Source organism: Kitasatospora sp. McL0602, from assembly GCF_052076145.1.
GTDB lineage: Bacteria > Actinomycetota > Actinomycetes > Streptomycetales > Streptomycetaceae > Kitasatospora.
On the sequence record NZ_CP197246.1, the window covers coordinates 1,851,442 to 1,869,868 of the forward strand.

Sequence of the window (18,427 nt, forward strand, 5' to 3'; positions counted from 1 at the left end):
CTGACCAGTCCGACAACACTCCCGGGCGCGGGTACCGTCGTACCCTTGGGGAGTGACCGACGCCGTAGCAGCCATCCCTGAAGAGACAGCCCCGGTCCCGCTCCTCGAGCCGCGGGAGGGGCTGCCGCCCGTCGTGGCCGACGCGGCGGGACTCGCCGAGACCGTCGCCGCGTTCGCCGCGGGCACCGGCCCGGTCGCCGTCGACGCCGAGCGGGCCTCCGGTTACCGCTACGGGCAGCGGGCCTACCTGATCCAGCTCCGGCGCGCCGGAGCCGGCACCGCACTGATCGACCCGATCGCCTGCCCCGACCTGAGCGGCCTCGGCGCCGCGCTCGCCGACACCGAGTGGGTGGTGCATGCCGCGACGCAGGACCTGCCCTGCCTGGCGGAGGTCGGGATGCGGCCCGAGCGGCTCTTCGACACCGAGCTGGCCGGGCGGATCGCGGGCTTCCCCCGGGTCGGCCTCGGCCCGATGACCGAGAACGTGCTCGGTCTCTCGCTCGCCAAGGAGCACTCGGCGGTCGACTGGTCGACCCGCCCGCTGCCCGAGCCCTGGCTGCGGTACGCCGCGCTGGACGTCGAGGTGCTGGTCGACCTGCGCGACGCGCTCGAACGCGAGCTGGACGCCCAGGGCAAGCTCGGCTGGGCCCTGGAGGAGTTCGCCGCGATCGCGAACGCCCCCAAGCCCGCCCCCCGGGTCGACCCCTGGCGCCGCACCTCCCAGTTGCACAAGGTCCGCCGCCGCCGCCAGCTCGCGGCCGTCCGCGAGCTGTGGCTGGCCCGCGACCGCACCGCCCGCGAGCGGGACGTCTCACCCGGCCGGGTGCTCACCGACGCCGCGATCGTCAACGCCGCGCTCGCGATGCCGCTGAACGCCCCGGCGCTCCAGGCCGTCCAGGGCTTCGGCCCCCGGGTGAACCGCCGTCAGCTCGACCAGTGGATGGCCGCCCTCCAGCGCGCCCGCGAGATCCCCGAGAACGAGCTGCCGCCCGCTACCGCCCCGCACGAGGGCCCGCCGCCGCCGCGTGCCTGGGCCGAGAAGGACCCGGTCGCCGCCGCCCGGCTCTCCAGCGCCCGCACCGCCGTCTCCGAGCTGTCCGAGACGCACAACCTCCCGGCGGAGAACCTGATCACCCCCGATCTCGTCCGCCGGGTCTGCTGGGAGCCCCCGGCCGACCCGACCCCCGAGCTGGTCGCCGCCGCCCTGCGGGCGCTCGGCGCCCGCCAGTGGCAGGTCGACCTGGTCGCACCGGCGATGGTCACCGCGTGGGCCTCGGCGTCCGACCAGTCGCAGTAGGGATGTAGGGCAGTAGGGGCACCCCCTGGTGGTACACGTCACTCGGCTGGCGCGGGGTGCCCCTGGGCAAGCTAGTTACCGGCGGGTAGCATGGCCGTGGTGCAGCGCCGCTTTACCTGTTGGCGGCAGCCTGCGCACAACGTCCTGTTGGTCCCTGGGAGGAGAGCCCCCGTGCCTCGTACCGCGAGGGACGTCGTCTTCGTCGATGGCGTCCGCACCCCGTTCGGCAAGGCCGGCCCGAAGGGCATCTACCACGAGACCCGCGCCGACGACATGGTCGTCAAGTGCATCCGGGAGCTCGTGCGTCGCAACCCGAACCTGCCCGTCGAGCGCATCGACGAGGTCGCGATCGCGGCCACCACGCAGATCGGTGACCAGGGTCTGACGATCGGCCGCACCGCCGCACTGCTCGCGGGTCTGCCGAAGTCCGTGCCGGGCTACTCGATCGACCGCATGTGTGCCGGCGCGCTGACCGCCGTCACCGCCACCGCGGGCGGCATCGCCTTCGGCGCGTACGACGTCGTCGTCGCCGGTGGTGTCGAGCACATGGGCCGTCACCCGATGGGCGAGGGCGTGGACCCGAACCCGCGCTTCGTCTCGGAGAAGCTGGTCGACGAGTCCGCCCTGTTCATGGGCATGACGGCGGAGAACCTGCACGACCGCTTCCCGCACCTCACCAAGGCGCGTTGCGACGCCTACGCGGTGCGCTCGCAGGAGAAGGCCGCCAAGGCGTACGCCAACGGCGACATCCAGCCCGACCTGGTGCCGATCTCCGTGCGCAACACCAACCCCGCCGCCGGTGAGACCGGCTGGGGCCTGGCGACCACGGACGAGCCGATGCGTCCGGGCACCACGATAGAGAGCCTCGCGGGTCTGAAGACGCCCTTCCGCCCGCACGGCAACATCACCGCCGGTAACTCGGCCGGCCTGAACGACGGCGCCACCGCGTCGCTGCTCGCCGCCGAGGACGTCGCCGAGGAGCTCGGCCTGCCCGTCCGGATGCGGATGGTCTCCTTCGCGTTCGCCGGTGTCGAGCCCGAGGTCATGGGCATCGGCCCCGTCCCCGCGACGGAGAAGGCGCTCGCCAAGGCCGGTCTGACGATCGACGACATCCAGGCCTTCGAGGTCAACGAGGCCTTCGCCGTCCAGGTGCTGTCCTTCCTCGACCACTACGGCATCGCGGACGACGACGAGCGGGTCAACCCGTTCGGCGGCGCCATCGCGTTCGGCCACCCGCTGGCCTCCTCGGGCGTCCGCCTGATGAACCAGCTCGCGCGTCGCTTCGAGCAGCGCCCCGACGTCCAGTACGGCCTCACCACCATGTGCATCGGCTTCGGCATGGGCGGGACCATCATCTGGGAGAACCCGCACTTCGAGGGGACCAAGTGACCACCACCGAGATGCTCAAGCGCGCTGCCGAGCTCTTCCCCGACGAGGTCGTCACCACGGCCCACGTGCGCCACCTGGACCTGCCACTGCAGGCCGGGAAGCTCGCACTGATCACCCTGGACAACGGCTTCGACCACACCAAGCCGACCACCTTCGGTCCGGGCTCGCTGGCGAAGCTCGCCGAGGCGCTCGACCAGGTCGAGGCCGAGGCCGCCGAGGGCAAGATCGTCGCCGTCGCCGTCACCGGCAAGCCGTTCATCTTCGCGGTCGGCGCCGACCTCAAGGGTGTCGAGGTGCTCAAGGAGCGCAGCGACGCACTGGCCATCGGCAAGGGCGGTCACGACGTCTTCAAGCGGATCGCCGCGCTGCCCGTCCCGAGCTTCGGCTTCTACAACGGCGCGGCGATGGGCGGTGGCGTCGAGGTCGGCCTGCACTGCACCTACCGCACCGTCAGCTCCGGCGTGCCGGCGTTCTCGCTGCCCGAGGTCTTCCTCGGCCTCGTCCCCGGCTGGGGCGGCTGCACCCTGCTGCCGAACCTGATCGGTCCGGCGAAGGCCGTCAAGGTCATCGTCGAGAACTCGATGAGCCAGAACAAGCAGCTCAAGGGCAAGGAGGTGTTCGAGCTCGGCATCGCGGACGCGATCTTCGAGCCGGCCGACTTCCTGGAGCAGTCGATCCTGTGGGCCGCCAAGGTCCTCAAGGGCGACGTCACGGTCGAGCGCGAGGAGTTCGACCGGGGCAAGGCCTGGGACGACGCCGTCACCTGGGGCCGCTGGGTCGCCGACGCCAAGGTGCACGGGGCCGCTCCGGCCGCGTACAAGGCGCTGGACATCATCCAGCAGGTCAAGGACGGCGACCTCCAGGCCGGCTTCGACGCCGAGGACATCGCCCTCGCCGACCTCATCATGAGCGGCGAGCTCCGCAGCGGCATCTACGCCTTCAACCTGGTGCAGCGCCGGGCCAAGCGCCCGTTCGGCGCGCCGGACAAGTCGCTGGCCCGCCCGGTCTCCAAGATCGGCGTCGTCGGCGCGGGCCTGATGGCCTCGCAGCTGGCGCTGCTGTTCGCCCGCCGCATGGAGGTGCCGGTCGTGCTGACCGACATCGACCAGGAGCGGATCGACAAGGGCGTCGGCTACGTCCACGGCGAGATCGACAAGCTGCTCGCCAAGGGCCGGATCGGCAACGACAAGGCCAACAAGCTCAAGGGCCTGGTCTCCGGGCACCTGGACAAGGCCGTCGCCTTCGGCGACGCGGACTTCGTGATCGAGGCCGTGTTCGAGGAGATGGGCGTCAAGCAGAACGTGCTGGCCGAGCTGGAGGCCGTGGTCTCGCCGACCACGATCCTGGCGACCAACACCTCCTCGCTGTCGGTCTCCGAGATGGCCTCGAAGCTGGAGCACCCCGAGCGGGTCGTCGGCTTCCACTTCTTCAACCCGGTCGCGATCCTGCCGCTGCTGGAGATCGTCCGCGCGGAGAAGACCGACGACGCGTCGCTGGCCACTGCCTTCGCGGTCGCCAAGAAGCTGAAGAAGACGGCCGTGCTGACCAAGGACGCCCCGGCGTTCGTGGTCAACCGGATCCTGACCCGCTTCATGGGCGAGATCCAGAGCATCATCGACGAGGGCACCTCCTTCGAGACCGTCGAGACGGCCGTGCTGCCGCTCGGCCTCCCGATGTCCCCGATCGCGCTGCTGGAGCTGGTCGGCCCGGCCATCGCCCTGCACGTGTCGGAGACCCTGCACGGCGCCTTCCCGGAGCGGTTCACCGTCTCCGAGAACCTGGCCCGGGTGGTCGAGGCCCGCAAGCGCGGCTTCTACATCTGGGAGGACGGCAAGCAGGTCCTCGACCCCGAGGTGCTGGCGCTGCTGACCTTCGGCGACAAGGTGCTGACGGAGGAGCAGGTCCGCGAGCGCGCCCTCTCCGCCGTCGCGCAGGAGATCGGCCTGATGCTCGACGAGGGTGTCGTCGGCGAGGCGCAGGACATCGACCTCTGCATGATCACCGGCGCCGGCTGGCCCTTCCACCTGGGCGGGATCACCCCGTACCTGGACCGCGAGGGCGTCTCCGAGCGCGTCAACGGCAAGCGCTTCCTCGCCCCGGGCGTGGCCTCCATCCCGGCCTGACCCGCACCGCTTGGTAGCTGACGAAGTGCCGGAACCCTGCCCAGGGTTCCGGCACTTCGTCGTGTCCGGGCCGTGCCCCGGCCCTCTGCCCCGGCCCTCTGCCTCGGCCCTCCGCCTCGGTCTTCAGCCCGGTCGGCCGTGCGAGCCGGCTTCGAGGGCTGCCCGGAGGGTGGCCAGGGTGGCGGCGATGCGGGCCAGCTCCTCGGCGGAGACGGCCCCGGTCAGCGCGCGGAGTTCGCGCTCGACGACGGGCCGGGCGGCGGCCAGCTGGTGCTCGCCCTCGGGGGTGAGGCGGAGGACGGACGACCGGCGGTCCTGGGGGTGCGGCACCCGCTCGCACCAGCCTGCGACCTCCAGCCGGTCGACCGCCTTGCTGACGGCACCTACGGTGATCGCCACTTCGCCGACCAGATCGAGCACCCGGCAGCCGGGCACCCGGTCGATGATCTCCAGGAACTCGAACTGGCCGAGCCCCAGCCCGAGTTCGGCGCGCAGCCGGGCGCTCACCGCGTTGTAGAGCCGGGTCTCGACCCGGACGAGGTCGACGAAGACCGGAGTGACGGGGGTCACAGAACCTCCAATGGATTCCCAGGAATCATCTTCCCGGGAACCAGGTTGGGTACAGGCAGATGGATTCCCGGGAATCCATCCTCGCATCCCGACCGACGGAGGCCCGACATGTCCCGAGCACAGCGCGACGCCCTGTACGCCCTCATGAGCTCCGCCCCCCGCCCCGAGACGCCACCCACCATCGAGGAGCAGCGCACCGGTTTCGCCGCCGCCCTCACCCGCCCCGCGCCGGAGGGCGTCGCCACCCGGGCGACCGTCCTGGGCGGGCGGCCGGCCCTGGAGCTGACGCCCGCCGGAGCCACCGGGCCGGGGCGGCTGCTCTACCTGCACGGCGGCGGCTACCTCATCGGCTCGCCTGAGACCCACGCCGGGCTGGTCGGCGAACTGGCCCGCCGCGCCGGGCTCGTGGCGATCTCGGTGGACTACCGGCTGGCGCCCGAGCACCCCTTCCCCGCCGCCGTCGAGGACGGGCTCGCCGCCTACCGCGAGCTGCTGGCGACCGGCATGGACCCACGGCACCTCGTACTGGCCGGCGACTCCGCCGGGGCCGGCCTGAGCCTCGCCACCCTGCTGGCCGCCCGGGAGGCCGGGCTGCCGCAGCCGGCCGCCGTGGTGCTGTTCTCCCCGTGGGTCGACCTCACCGTGTCCGGCGCGAGCATCCGCACCAAGGAGGACGCCGACCCCATCTTCGTCGAGGCCGACATACGCGCCTACGCCGAGCTCTACCTCGGCACCGCCGACCCGTCGGGCCCGCTGGCCAGTCCGATCTTCGCCGACCTCGGCGGGCTGCCCCCGCTGCTCGTGCAGGTCGGCTCGGACGAGGTGCTGCTCGACGACGCGGTCCGCCTGGCCGGCCGGGCGGGCGCCGACGAGGTCGAGGTCACCCTCGAGATCGGCCCCGGGCTCCCCCACGTCTACCAGCACCACTTCGGCCGCCTCGACGAGGCGGACGCCGCACTCGAGCGCGCCGCCCGCTTCCTCACCACCCACCTGGACGGGAACTGACCCGCGCCGGCGGCCGCACGCTCCCGGCTTCCGTCACGCTCCCAGCTTCTGCACGGCCCGCGCCAGGGCCGTCGCCGTCCGCCGGACGTCCGCCTCGGTGGTCCGCCAGCTGCTGAACGCCGCCCGCAGCGCGGGCGCCCCCGCGTACCTGGTCGGCGTGAGGAACGCCTCGCCGGCCAGCTCCGAGGCGAGTGCGGCGAGGCGCTCGGCGGTGGCGTCCGCCGCGAGCGTGAAGCAGACGACGTTCAGCCGGACGGGCGCGAGCAGCCGCAGCCCCTCGATCCCCTCCACCGCCTCCCCCAGGGCCCGCGCACCCGCCACGCAGCGCTCGACGATCTCCCGGTGGCCGGCCCGCCCGTAGGCGCGCAGCGTGAACCAGGCGGCGAGCGCGCGCAGCCGGTGCGAGTTCTCCGGGGTGAGGTGCACCAGGTCCGGGTGCGCCCCCATCGGGCCGAGGTAGGCGGCCGCGTTCTGGAAGACCCGCGCCTGCAGATCCGGGCGGCGGGTGAACTGCACCGCGCTGTCGTACGGCACGTTGAGCCACTTGTGCAGGTCCACGCAGACCGAGTCGGCCAGGTCCAACCCGGCCACCAGGTGCGCGTGTTCCGGTGCCAGTGCCGCGAAGGCGCCGAACGCCGCGTCCACGTGCAGCCAGAATCCGTACCGCTCGCGCAGTGCGGCGAGGGCCGTCAGGTCGTCGAAGTCGACCGTGTTCACCGTGCCCGCGTTGGCCACCACCACGCACGGGCCGTCCGCCTCGGCCAACTCCCGCTCCAGCGCGGCCACGTCGACCGCCTCCCGGCCCGGCAGAGTGGGCACCACCCGCAGGGCCGTGCGGCCCAGCCCCAGCACCGACAGCGCCTTGGCCACGCTGGAGTGCGCGCTGCCCGACAGCACCCGCACCTGCCCGAGCGCACCGACGCCGTCCTCGGCGACCTGGACGCCCAGCCGCTCGCCCAGCCACTCCCGGGCGATCGCCAGCCCGACCGTGTTGGACATCGTCGCGCCGCTCACGAAGGTGCCGCTGTGCGCAGGCGAGAGCCCGAACAGCTCGCGCAGCCAACCGACCGTCTCGCGCTCCAGCTGCTGACCGGTCGGGTCCAGCGAGGAGTTCGAGTTCTGGTCGGCGGCAGCGGTGAGCCAGTCACCGGCCAGCGCCGCCGGGGTCGCGCCGCCGGTGACGAACCCGAAATAGCGCGGCCCGGCACTGGCCGAGAGCCCCGGCTCCCACCGCTCGGCGAACTCCGCCAGAGCCGCCCGCAGTCCGCCGCTTGCCGCTCCGAGCGGCACCGGCCCCGACTCCGACTCCGGCCCCGGCAGGTCCCTCACCGGGACCACCGGCCGGTCGTCGAGGCCGGCCAGGAAGGCCACGGCCCGTTGCCGGGTCTCCTCCAGCAGTATCGGCAACTCGTCCAGGTCAGCTGCGAGTTCGGGATGCACGGGCGGTCTCCAAAGATCGACTGTGCCCCGAGGGTACCGACCGGATGCGGCGGTGTCCCGGTCCAATTCCACCCGGGTGGCCTGCTGTGGCAGCACCACCCGGGTGGCGGAATCAGCGGATCAGTAGAAGAAGCCCGTCAGGTCCGCGACGACGTCGACCTGGCCGTACGAGCCGTCGTAAAAGGACACCTTCGACCCCGAGCCGAGGCCGCTGACGGTCATCGCCGCCACGGTCTGGTTCGGCGCGAAGTTCAGGTTCGAGGCGGTCGGCCGGGCGGCACCCGCCGGGTAGGCGGTCAGGAAGCCGAACGCGGCGGGCCGGGTGACGGTCGTGTTGAAGACGGCCGCCTTCGTGTCGTACGGGTTGTTCACGTCGTTCCCGTACGCGGAGGTCGACGTGAACGGGGCCACCGGCCCCCTCGCCGAGCCGGTGCCGTCCCGGGTGTCCAGGACGCGCGTGGGCGTGACGGGCCGGAAGGCCAGCCCGCCGGTCGGGCTGTAGTAGCCCTGCACGTCGACCACCAGGTCCAGCGGCGCCGAGGATCCGTTGTAGAGCGTCACGGAGCCGTCCGCACCCACCGGCACGACAGTGCTGTTCGGGACGACGGCACCGGCGGTGAAGTTGAGGTTCGAGGCCGTCGGCCGGTCGATCCCGGCCGGATAGGCCGTGACGAAACCGGGCGCGGCGGCACCGGCCTCGGTGACGTTCAGCATGACGGCGGTGGCGTCGCCCGCCACCGGGCCCGCCCCGGCCACCTTGAGCGTGGTCGAGCCGTGGGCCGGCACCTTCTGGGCCGGCCGGGCAGCCGTGGTGAGGCGGGTGTCCAGCAGACGGGTCGGGGTGGCCGGGTGGTACCCGTCCCCGGCGCTGGGTTGGTAGTAGCCCGCAAGGTCCACCACGAGGTCGACGGGCGCGTCCGAACCGTTGTAGAAGTCGATCCATTCGCCCCCGAGCGTCGCCAGGTTCGCGACCACGGCCCCCCGGGTGAAGTTCAGCGTGGAGGCGAGCGGCCGGGGCCGGGAGGACTCGTACGCCGTGATGAAGCCGGCCGCGCCCGGGTTGACCGCCGTGATGTTCAGGACGGTGGCGTTGACGCCCACACCCTCGGGCAGCAGCTTGGAGAGGTCCAGACGCTGCACGCCCCGGGCCGGGATCGACGCGATCCGCCCACCCGTCCCCGTGCCGTTCCGGGTGTCGAGCACCCGGGTCGGCGTGATGGCCTTGTACTGGGCACCTGTGGTGGTGGAGGTGTACGTGCTGCTCCATGTCATGCCGCCCACCGAGGCGGTGGCAGTCGTCCGGTAGGTGCCGGGCCGGTCGTAGGTGTGCGCGATCGGGACCTCCGGTGTGCCGTGGAACGGGTACGCGGTCGTCGTCCCGTCACCCCAGTCCACGGTGACGGTGCCCGGGAGATCCCAGTTCTGCTCCAGATACAGGAAGCTCCGCACCCCCCGGGCCCCGACCGCGAGGGTCCTGTTCGGATCCTCGGTGTGGAAGAACGGGCAGACCCCGACCTCGACCGCGCCCCGGTCGTAGTGGCCGCCGCCGGCCCCGGAGTCCGGGACGGTCGGGTCATCGGCGCGGGGCGTGTCGTAGATGTCGGTCGGCAGTGCTCCGGGGGCCGTGGAGTCGGCGGAGTCGATGACGGGCGACCCCTCGGGCGGAGTCATGTGCGTCTGGCAGAGCTGCTGCTTGGTGTCCTGGGGGCCGGCCAGATCATGGTCGCCCTGGCCGGTGGCCGCCCGGAAGGCGAGCAGATCGCGGTAGGACACGCCCGCCCAGAGGTAGAGCGGCGCCGACCCGATGGGGTTGAAGAGGTTGTACGCGCTCTTGGTGGTGGCGGCGGAGTCCTCTGCCACCTGGATACCGTTCGCCGCACAACGGCTGCTCGGCGTGGGGACCTTGAGGACGTTGTTCTCGATGGTCGTACCGGTGGACCGCCCGCTGACGTCTACCGCACTCCCGCAGCCGGTGTGCAGCGTGTTGCCCGTGACGGCAGTGCCGGTCGCACCGTTGACGGAGACGAACGGGGAGTCCGTGGTCATGAACGGCTCAATGTCGTTGCCGCTGACGACGGTGCCGGTCGACCCCTTGTCGACCACGACCTGAGCCCGACTCGTGAACCAGCTCCGCGTCACCCGGACCTGGGCCGACCCGTCGGTCACGTGGATCTGCCCGGCCTCACCGTACGTCTCGCCGTGGTCGACGCCGATGTCGTCGGCTCCGGAAACGGTGACACCGTCGTCGCCCCAGCCCATGCCCTGGAACCGCAGGTGCGATGCGCCGGTCACCGTCAGGCCCGTGACGACGAAGCGCTGTCGCGAGCCGGCCGAGGTGAAGGTGATCGGCGCCGACTCCGTGCCGGAGCGGGTGACGTGCACGACACCGGGCGCCGGGGTCTGCTGGTCGATCAGCACGGTCTGCCCAGGCGTCACCACGTCGGCGGCCGCCTGGATGGTGCAATACGGCGCGGCGGCCGAGCCCGTCCCACTGTCGGAACAGCCCTGGTTCTGCCCGTTGACGTACAGGGTGCCGCCCCCGGAATCGGCGGAAGCCGCAGCGGGCAGCACTCCCACCCCCAGCGCGAGCGCCCCGGCAACCGACAGAACTCGTGCTCTTTGCACGCAGTACCCCCCATTTGTCCCGGCGATTACCGGGTTTGACGACGGGGAAGCCTCTCGTACCGGGGGGGCTGGCTGTCAAATCCGTTCGCACGAACCACCCAAGGCCTGACCCGCCTGCTGAACGACCGTAGCGCCGGCCCCCTTCCCGGGGGTCGGCGCTACGGCATTCCGCCTCCTGGTCAGCCCAGGTCGCTGCGGAACCAGTTCCAGCTGCCGGTGGTGCTGTCGTCGTTGTTCCAGCTGGTCACCGGGGCGTTGAACGCGGTGCCGTTGCTGGTGAACTTGTACAGCGTCGAGAGGTACTTGCCGGTGCCGCTCTGCCCGTTGTTGTAGAAGACGGCGAGGTCGGCCTTGCGGTCGCCGTTGAAGTCACCCGCCACGAGCTTGATGTTGTCCCAGTTCCAACTGCCGTTGACGCTGTCGTCGTTGTCCCAGGCCTTGGTCGGGGAGGAGCCGAAGCCCGTGCCGTTGCTGGTGAACTTGTAGATCGTGGTGATGTGCTTGCCGGTGCTGGTCTGCCCGTTGTTGTAGACCATCGCGATGTCGGCCTTGCCGTCACCGTCGAAGTCACCCACCACCGGCTTGATGTTGTCCCAGTCCCAGCTGCCGTTGATGGTGTCGTTGTTGTCCCAGACCTTGGCCGGGGAGGAGCCGAAGCCCGTGCCGTTGCTGGTGAACTTGTAGATCGAGGTGATGTTCTTGCCGGTGCTGGTCTGCCCGTTGTTGTAGACCATCGCGATGTCGGCCTTGCCGTCACCGTCGAAGTCACCCACCACCGGCTTGATGTTGTCCCAGTTCCAACTGCCGTTGATGGTGTCGTTGTTGTCCCAGACCATGACCGGGGAAGAACCGAAGCCCGTGCCGTTGCTGGTGAACTTGTAGATCGAGGTGATGTTCTTGCCGGTGCTGGTCTGCCCGTTGTTGTAGACCATCGCGATGTCGGCCTTGCCGCCACCGTCGAAGTCACCCACCACCGGCTTGATGTTGTCCCAGTTCCAACTGCCGTTGATGGTGTCGTTGTTGTCCCAGACCTTCACCGGCGCATTGAAGCCGACGCCGTTGCTGGTGAACTTGAAGATCGAGGTCAGGTACTTGCCGGTGTTGCTCCGGCCGTCGTTGTAGACCACCGCGAGGTCGGCCTTGCCGTCACCGCCGAAGTCACCGACGACCAGCTTGCTGCGGTCCGCCGACCAACTGCCGGTCGTGCTGTCGTCGTTGTCCCACACCTTGACCGGCGCGTTGAACCCGGTGCCGTTGCTGGTGAACTCGTACAGGGCCGTGAGGTTCTTCCCGGTGCTCGACTGTCCGAGGTTGTAGAGCACCGCGACGTCGGTCTTGCCGTCCCCGTTGAAGTCGCCCATGGCGGTGGTGGGGATCGCCTTGTTGGCGACGGAGAAGATGGTGCCGGCGGAGAGCGGGCCGGTCTGCCCGGCGGCGTTGACGGCACTGACGGTGAGGGTGTGCGGCCCGTCGGTCAGCAGCCGGGTGTTGAGCGGCGCGGTGTAGCTGGAGCCCGAGTTGGCCACGGCGGACTGCAGGACACCGTCGACGTAGAAGTTCGCCCCGGTCGGCGCCCCCACGCTCTCGGAGACCGTGGCGGTCATCGCGACATCGCCGCTGACCGTGTCGGCGTTCGCCGGCCCGGTGACGGTGGCGACGGCAGGCGTCGGGGCCGGCGGCGGCGGCGGGGTGACCGGCGTGGGGGCGTCGCCCGTGATGTTGTCGTAGCGGTAGGCCGTGTAGCTGTCGGTGGGGTGCCCGGCGAGGTAGCTGTTGTTGAAGTCCCCGACGTACTTCTGCGTGGGCACCCGGCGGCTGCTCTCCGCGTAGTACGTGAACGTGCCCGCCGCCTTGTCGATCCAGCCGCCGAACAGGACGACATGACTCTCGACGTTGTTGAGGATGTCACCGGGCTGGAGGTCGTCCCTGCTGATCGCGGTGGAGACGTCGCGCAGGCTCCAGGTGTTCCGGCTGTCCGGCAGTTGCCAAGCCATCGACACGAATCCGGAGCAGTCCTGCCGGTAGCGGCCGCCGGTGGCGTCGTCCGACCACCAGCTGTAGGGCGAGGAGAGCCCGTTGGTGCTGTACGGGACCGCGTTGTCGACCCAGTCCCTCGCCCGGTCGATGGTCTGCTGGCGGGTCACCGACCCACCGGGGGTTGCGTAGTGACCCAACGAACCGGTCGAGCCGGCCGACTCACCGCTGGAGTAGATCGAGTCGGCGAACGCCGGAGTGAGCGCGAGGGAGGTGGAGGCCAGCGCGGAGACGAGGAGGACAGCGCTGGCACGGGCGACGGAGGTCTTGACGGACACGGGTACTCCAGAGAGGTGGTGGCAGGGTGGGGCGACGGCCCCGAAGTCTGGTGGTGGCCGGTTCACCCGGCAGGGAAGGCGCAGACGGCCTGGTAGGCGTGGCCGCCGGAGGCGGCCAGGACGTTCGCGAGAAGGCCGCGGGCCTTCTCCATCGCGGCAGCGTCACTGTCGGCGCGGATGAAGAGGGCAACGCTCGCCCCGGGTGGCACGGCTCGGACTCGGACGTGCTCAAGTGCGTGCGCCGGGGCGGCATGGGCCCAGATGGCGTCCTGGACCCGGCCGGCCTCGTTCTCGGCGACGGCCGCCGCATCGGTGGTGGCGAGGGCGAGATGGACCAGGAGCAAGGCGGTCAGTCCCAGCCGATGCCGTTGGCCGACTGGTGGGCGACGCCTGCGGCCACGGGGGCCGACACGACCACGGAGTCCCAGCCGATGCCGTTGGCCTTCGCGGCGACGATGCCCGCACCCAGCACGGCGGGGGCGAGGGCGAACGAGAGCGCGGCGGCGAAGGAAGTAAGAATACGAACGGACTTCGACATGGTGGTACTCCTGGATCCGTGAGCGGCTGGTCGGCGGAGGCTGGTCTTCAGGCCCTGGGGCCCGGCTGGGGGTCTTGTCCCGCCGCCTTCCGGTGATCACCATCCTGCTCGACTCCGCGATGGACGGGAATCCCTTCGACCTGGCACCAAGAGGCCTGGCTCCTTGGTGCCAGAACGGCGGACCGAGCGACCGGGCGACTTGATTCGCTTGCGAAGCCCCCGGTTCACTTGGGATGATCACCCGGACACGCGGGGCGCACACTTTCTTCACTGTTCGGGGGCTGGATTCATGCTGCAGGCACTGGGGTTGACCCCATCCTCGGAGGCCGTCTACCGGGCGATGCTGAGCGACCCCCTCGGCGGCGTGGCTGATCTCTCCGACCGGCTTGGCCTGCCGGAGCCCGCCGTACGGGACGCCCTGGACGACCTCGCGGACATGCGGCTCCTGCGCGCGTCCCGGGAGAACCCGGACGGCCTGCGGCCGGTCAGCCCCGAGCTGGGCCTCGAGCTGATCCTGCGCCGCCAGGAGGACGAGCTGATCCAACGTCAGCACCAGCTCGCGCTGAGCAAGGCCGCCGCCGCCCGCGCGGTCGCCGAGTACGCCGACCTGCGGCCGAACACGGCGGTCGACGGCGCGGAACGCCTGGTCGGGCTCGACGCGATACAGGCGAAGCTGGAGGTGCTCGCCCGGGAGGTGTCCCGGGAGTGCCTGTCCGTGATGCCCGGCGGTGCCCAGTCCCGGGCCAGCCTCGACGCGTCCCGGCCACTGGACACGGACGCGATGAACCGCCAGGTCTCGCTGCTGACCCTGTACCAGGACAGTGCCCGCAACGACACCGACACCCACGCCTACGCCCGCTGGATGACCGAGCACGGCGGTCTGGTCCGCACCTGCCCCACGCTCCCGCCCCGCCTGCTGGTCTTCGACCGCGAGGTCGCCGTCGTCCCCATCGACCCGGCCAACACCCGGCTCGGTGCCCTCTGCACCCGGGAACCGGGGATCGTCGCCACGCTGGTGGCACTCTTCGAGCAGACCTGGGCAGCGGCCGTGCCGCTCGGCGCCGACCGGCAGCAGGACGCCGCGACGGGGTTGACCCCGGGCGAGCTCGAGCTGCTCACCTTGCTCTCCGGCGGCCTCACCGACGAGGCGGCGGGCAAGCGGCTGGGCATCTCCCTGCGCACCGTCCGCCGCCAGATGGCCGCTCTCATGGAGCGGCTGGGTGCCACCAGCCGCTTCGAGGCCGGCCTCAAGGCGGCCCAGCGCGGCTGGCTGTAGCTCAGGAGCCGGCGGGCCGCTCAGTGCTTGAGGCGGTAGATCACCGTGTCGGCGTTGACGCCGACGACCTCGTAGCGGGTGGCGAGCAGGTTCTCGATCTTGGGGATGAGCTCGGGCTGGTAGGGGGCTCGGCCGGAGTCGTCGACGACGATCTCGGGGTAGCCCTTGGCGAGCTCCTGGTCGAAGGTCTGCCAGGCGTTGCTGACGCTGTACTGCTCGCCGACCTGCTGGCTGTCCTTGCCGCCGCTGAAGTTGGTGAGGAAGCCGGCGGTGAGGTAGCGGGAGGCCGGGCGGCGGTCGGCCAGCCAGTACAGCTCGGGGTGCATGCCCCAGACCAGGACGGTGTCCTTGGGGGTCGTGTTCTCCGCGATCGCGGTGGCGACCTCGGTGGTGTGGGTGAGGCGCTGGCCGGGCCAGAACAGGGCGAGGGCCCAGAAGAGCGTCGCGGCCACCATGCTGTAGACGGCGACCGGCCGCCAGCTGATCGCCGAGGTGGAGACGGCGCCGACGCCGAGCAGCACCAGCGGCGGGATCAGCTGGAGGTAGTAGTGGCCGAAGAAGTGGAAGCCGGTGCTCACGGCGATCGCCGAGGAGAGCAGCCAGACCCACAGGTCGGTGGTCGAGCCGTGCTCCTCGCCGCGCGAGGCGACGAGCGGCCGGTGCCGGTACGAGAGCCAGAGCCGGCGGCCGAGCGGGGCGAGGAAGCCGAGCCCGGCGCCGACCAGGATCGCCGAGTTGCCGAGCGCGCGGCCGGTCATCTGGAGCCAGGAGCCGCCGAGCGAGGCGTAGTCGCCGCTGCCGGTGACCACCCAGAAGAGGAAGCCCTTCGGCTTGGTGAGGATGACGGCGACCAGCGCTATCGGCAGCGCGAAGCCGAAGCCGATCTTGGAGAGCGCGGGCAGCCAGCGCACGCCGCGCTGCCGGGCGTCCTGGAAGAGCATCCAGAGCACGGGCAGCAACACCGCCCCGCCGGTCTGCTTGGTGAGCGAGCAGAGCGCGACGGCGATGCCGGCGGCCAGCCAGCGGCGGCGCTCGGCGTAGCGGAAGGCGGCGACCATCGCCGGGAGCATGAAGACCTCGAAGGTCGCGGCCTGGGTGTCCTCGGGCGAGAGCCCGATGGACATCAGCAGGTAGAACGCCCCGGCGGCGGCTCCGGCCCGGTTGCCCCAGCGCCCACGGGCGAGGGAGGCGAGCAGGATCGCGGTGACGAGGTGGGCGACTATCGCGAGGGTGCGCAGCGGCCAGAGCGAGACGGAGCCGAAGAGCGCGAAGCAGGCCTCGTACAGCCAGGGCAGCAGCGGGGGCTTGCGGTCGACGACGGTGTCGTAGAGAACGCCGCCGTCGGCCAGCATCCGGGCCTGGGTCGCCAGGAAGCCTTCGTCGGGGCTCCAGACCGGCCGGAGGAAGGAGGGGATGTGGGTGACGACCGCGAGCAGCGCCAGCACCGGGACGACCTTCGTCCAGTACCCCTGCCGGACACGCTCGGGCAGCCGCGCGCCGAGGCGTCGGCTCAGGGCGGCGGCAGGGGGGTCGGAGTGGGTCGGCACGGATGACAACCTACCCGGCGGGACCGGCTGGAACTGCGCCGGTCCCGCCTTTCGGGACGATGATCTGACAATGTCACGGGGGCGAGTCAGGACACTCCCCGCCGCAGAACGGGCGGAACCGCCCGAAAGGTACGCCAGGCGCTGGACCCGTCAGGCGTCAGCCCGGTCCGGCGTCAGGCCTCGACGGAGACGCCCTCCAGCTTGGCGACCAGCGCGGCCACCCGGCCCGCGATGTCCGGGGCGGTCAGGCCGATCTCGGCCATGATCTGGTCCCGCGTCGCGTGGTCCAGGAACTCCTGCGGGATGCCGAAGTCACGCAGCGGCAGATCGACCCCCGCGTCGCGCAGCGCCTGGGCGACGGCCGAGCCGACACCGCCGGCCCGCCCGTTGTCCTCGACCGTGACGACGACCCGGTGCCGGGCCGCCAGGCCGGGCAGCGCCTCGTCGACGGGCTTGACCCAGCGCGGGTCCACGACGGTGCTGCTGATGCCCTGGGCGGCGAGCAGGTCGGCCGTCTCCAGGCAGAGCGGGGCCAATGCGCCGACCGAGACGATCAGCACGTCCGGCCGCTCCTCGGCCGACTCGCGCAGCACGTCCATGCCGCCGACCCGCCCGACGGCCGGGACTGCGGGGCCGACGGCGCCCTTGGAGTAGCGGACGACGGTCGGCGCGTCCGAGACCTCGACGGCCTCGCGCAGCTGGGCGCGGAGCTGGTCGGCGTCACGCGGGGCGGCGAGCCGCAGGCCGGGGACGAGGTTCATGATCGACATGTCCCACATGCCGTTGTGCGAGGCGCCGTCGGTGCCGGTGACACCCGCACGGTCCAGCACGAAGGTCACGCCCAGCTTGTGCAGGGCGACGTCCATCAGCACCTGGTCGAAGGCGCGGTTCAGGAAGGTCGCGTACACCGCGACGACCGGGTGCAGCCCGGCGGTGGCCAGACCGGCGGCGGAGACGGCGGCGTGCTGCTCGGCGATGCCGACGTCGAAGATCCGCTCCGGGTACGCCTTCGCGAACGGCGCGAGACCGACGGGGTGCAGCATCGCGGCGGTGATCGCCACGATGTCCTTGCGCTCGCGGCCGAGGGCGACCATCTCCTCGCCGAAGACGCCCGTCCAGTCCTTGCCCGCGCTCTTGATCGGCAGGCCGGTCTCGGGGTGGATCACGCCGACCGCGTGGAAGCGGTCCTCGTCGTTCTGCTCGGCGGCGCGGTAGCCGCGGCCCTTCTCGGTCAGGCAGTGCACGATCACCGGGCCGCCGAAGCCGCGCGCCTTGGTGAGCGCGGACTCCAGGGCGGTGAGGTCGTGGCCGTCGATCGGGCCGATGTACTTAAGGCCGAGGTCCTCGAACATGCCCTGCGGGGCGATGAAGTCCTTCAGGCCCTTCTTGGCGCCGTGCAGCGTCTCGAACAGCGGCTGCCCGACCACGGGGGTGCGCTGCAGCGCGTCCTTGCCCCAGGTCAGGAAGCGCTCGTAGCCCTTGGTGGTGCGCAGGGTGGCGAGGTGGTTGGCCAGACCGCCGATGGTCGGGGAGTACGAGCGCTCGTTGTCGTTGACGACGATGACGAGCGGGCGGTCCTTGGCGTCGGCGATGTTGTTGAGCGCCTCCCAGGCCATGCCGCCGGTGAGGGCGCCGTCGCCGATCACCGCGACGACCGGGCGGTCGTGGTGGCCCTGGAGCTGGTTGGCCTTGGCCAGGCCGTCGGCGTAACCGAGCACGGTGGAGGCGTGCGAGTTCTCGATCACGTCGTGCTCGGACTCGGCGCGGGACGGGTAGCCGGAGAGGCCGCCCTTCATCCGCAGCTGCGAGAAGTCCTGGCGGCCGGTGAGCAGCTTGTGCACGTAGCTCTGGTGGCCGGTGTCGAAGAGGATGCGGTCGCGCGGGGAGTCGAACACCCGGTGCAGCGCGATGGTCAGCTCGACCACCCCGAGGTTCGGCCCGAGGTGGCCGCCCGTCTTGGAGACCTCTTCCACCAGGAAGGTACGGATCTCCTCCGCCAGTGCGGGCAGCTGGGCCGGGGTGAGCCGGTCGAGATCGCGCGGTCCCCGAATGCGGGTCAGCAGGGCCACCCGTTCCTCCTCGTTCAAAGGTCCCGGGCCGCATGCGGCCCGACGGGCGTCGCTGCCCTTGGCGCCCCTGCGCTCCGACGGTCGCGGAGCGACGGGACTGGTCGAGTCTAGTGTCCGGTTGCCGGACACGGCCCGGTGGCCGATCCGTTGCGGGTCCGCCGCCTCGGCCACCGGCCGATTTTACCGCTCCCCGCACCGGTTGCCTGTCGCACCCGGCCCGTCGCGTCCGGTCCGGC

The 18,427-nt window shown here is 71.3% G+C and carries 13 protein-coding genes; 5 read left to right on the forward strand and 8 right to left on the reverse strand.

All coding sequences use genetic code 11. The features are described 5' to 3' along the window. Positions 1 to 52: 52 nt before the first annotated feature. The 3 genes from ACR68M_RS08560 (at position 53) to ACR68M_RS08570 (ending at position 4,809) form a co-directional block, all read left to right on the forward strand. Positions 53 to 1,297 (forward strand): HRDC domain-containing protein, encoded by a 1,245-nt coding sequence (locus tag ACR68M_RS08560; RefSeq protein WP_441249841.1) that lies wholly within the window; start codon positions 53 to 55, stop codon positions 1,295 to 1,297. A 171-nt stretch (positions 1,298 to 1,468) separates the two neighbouring features. Then, positions 1,469 to 2,686: a thiolase family protein gene (locus ACR68M_RS08565; protein WP_441249842.1), complete on the forward strand. Its 1,218-nt coding sequence runs from the start codon at positions 1,469 to 1,471 to the stop codon at positions 2,684 to 2,686. Positions 2,687 to 2,697: 11 nt separating this feature from the next. Next, a complete protein-coding gene (locus ACR68M_RS08570; protein WP_441251546.1) occupies positions 2,698 to 4,809 on the forward strand; it encodes a 3-hydroxyacyl-CoA dehydrogenase NAD-binding domain-containing protein in 2,112 nt (703 codons plus the stop codon). Between the two features lie 123 nt (positions 4,810 to 4,932). Here ACR68M_RS08570 and ACR68M_RS08575 read toward each other — a convergent pair whose 3' ends face one another. Continuing rightward, positions 4,933 to 5,379, reverse strand: coding sequence for a MarR family winged helix-turn-helix transcriptional regulator (locus ACR68M_RS08575; RefSeq protein ID WP_441249843.1), 447 nt, complete (start codon positions 5,377 to 5,379; stop codon positions 4,933 to 4,935). Between the two features lie 108 nt (positions 5,380 to 5,487). On the opposite strand from ACR68M_RS08575, the gene ACR68M_RS08580 reads away from it, so the two are divergent. Beyond that, positions 5,488 to 6,384: an alpha/beta hydrolase gene (locus ACR68M_RS08580; RefSeq protein WP_441249844.1), complete on the forward strand. Its 897-nt coding sequence runs from the start codon at positions 5,488 to 5,490 to the stop codon at positions 6,382 to 6,384. Positions 6,385 to 6,417: 33 nt separating this feature from the next. Here the strand turns inward: ACR68M_RS08580 and ACR68M_RS08585 are convergent, their stop codons facing one another. From ACR68M_RS08585 to ACR68M_RS08605, 5 genes are all read right to left on the reverse strand, one after another. Continuing rightward, the gene (locus ACR68M_RS08585; RefSeq protein ID WP_441249845.1) at positions 6,418 to 7,824 is read right to left on the reverse strand and encodes a pyridoxal phosphate-dependent decarboxylase family protein; all 1,407 of its coding nucleotides are present in this window, start codon (positions 7,822 to 7,824) and stop codon (positions 6,418 to 6,420) included. Positions 7,825 to 7,944: 120 nt separating this feature from the next. Continuing rightward, positions 7,945 to 10,449, reverse strand: a complete 2,505-nt coding sequence (locus ACR68M_RS08590; RefSeq protein WP_441249846.1) for a hypothetical protein — start codon at positions 10,447 to 10,449, stop codon at positions 7,945 to 7,947. A gap of 179 nt (positions 10,450 to 10,628) precedes the next feature. Next, entirely contained in the window at positions 10,629 to 12,761 is a 2,133-nt protein-coding gene (locus tag ACR68M_RS08595; RefSeq protein ID WP_441249847.1) for an FG-GAP-like repeat-containing protein, read from the reverse strand. A gap of 62 nt (positions 12,762 to 12,823) precedes the next feature. Then, complete coding sequence (locus ACR68M_RS08600) at positions 12,824 to 13,105, reverse strand: hypothetical protein (protein ID WP_441249848.1); 282 nt, start codon at positions 13,103 to 13,105, stop codon at positions 12,824 to 12,826. 5 nt (positions 13,106 to 13,110) lie between these two features. Continuing rightward, positions 13,111 to 13,299: a hypothetical protein gene (locus tag ACR68M_RS08605; protein ID WP_441249849.1), complete on the reverse strand. Its 189-nt coding sequence runs from the start codon at positions 13,297 to 13,299 to the stop codon at positions 13,111 to 13,113. A 289-nt stretch (positions 13,300 to 13,588) separates the two neighbouring features. On the opposite strand from ACR68M_RS08605, the gene ACR68M_RS08610 reads away from it, so the two are divergent. After that, complete coding sequence (locus tag ACR68M_RS08610; RefSeq protein ID WP_441249850.1) at positions 13,589 to 14,575, forward strand: helix-turn-helix domain-containing protein; 987 nt, start codon at positions 13,589 to 13,591, stop codon at positions 14,573 to 14,575. A gap of 20 nt (positions 14,576 to 14,595) precedes the next feature. Here the strand turns inward: ACR68M_RS08610 and ACR68M_RS08615 are convergent, their stop codons facing one another. Together ACR68M_RS08615 and dxs are read right to left on the reverse strand one after the other, a co-directional pair. Continuing rightward, positions 14,596 to 16,089, reverse strand: a complete 1,494-nt coding sequence (locus tag ACR68M_RS08615) for an ArnT family glycosyltransferase (protein WP_441251547.1) — start codon at positions 16,087 to 16,089, stop codon at positions 14,596 to 14,598. 206 nt (positions 16,090 to 16,295) lie between these two features. Beyond that, positions 16,296 to 18,191 (reverse strand): 1-deoxy-D-xylulose-5-phosphate synthase, encoded by a 1,896-nt coding sequence (gene dxs, locus ACR68M_RS08620; protein ID WP_441249851.1) that lies wholly within the window; start codon positions 18,189 to 18,191, stop codon positions 16,296 to 16,298. Positions 18,192 to 18,427: the final 236 nt, after the last annotated feature.

Excerpts from the sequence above, each read along its gene's own strand:
- ACR68M_RS08570 (WP_441251546.1), top strand. The coding sequence starts at position 2,698 with ATGCTCAAGCGCGCTGCCGAGCTCTTCCCCGACGAGGTCGTCACCACG.
- ACR68M_RS08580 (WP_441249844.1), top strand. The coding sequence starts at position 5,488 with ATGTCCCGAGCACAGCGCGACGCCCTGTACGCCCTCATGAGCTCCGCC.
- ACR68M_RS08605 (WP_441249849.1), bottom strand. The coding sequence starts at position 13,299 with ATGTCGAAGTCCGTTCGTATTCTTACTTCCTTCGCCGCCGCGCTCTCG.
- ACR68M_RS08610 (WP_441249850.1), top strand. The coding sequence starts at position 13,589 with ATGCTGCAGGCACTGGGGTTGACCCCATCCTCGGAGGCCGTCTACCGG.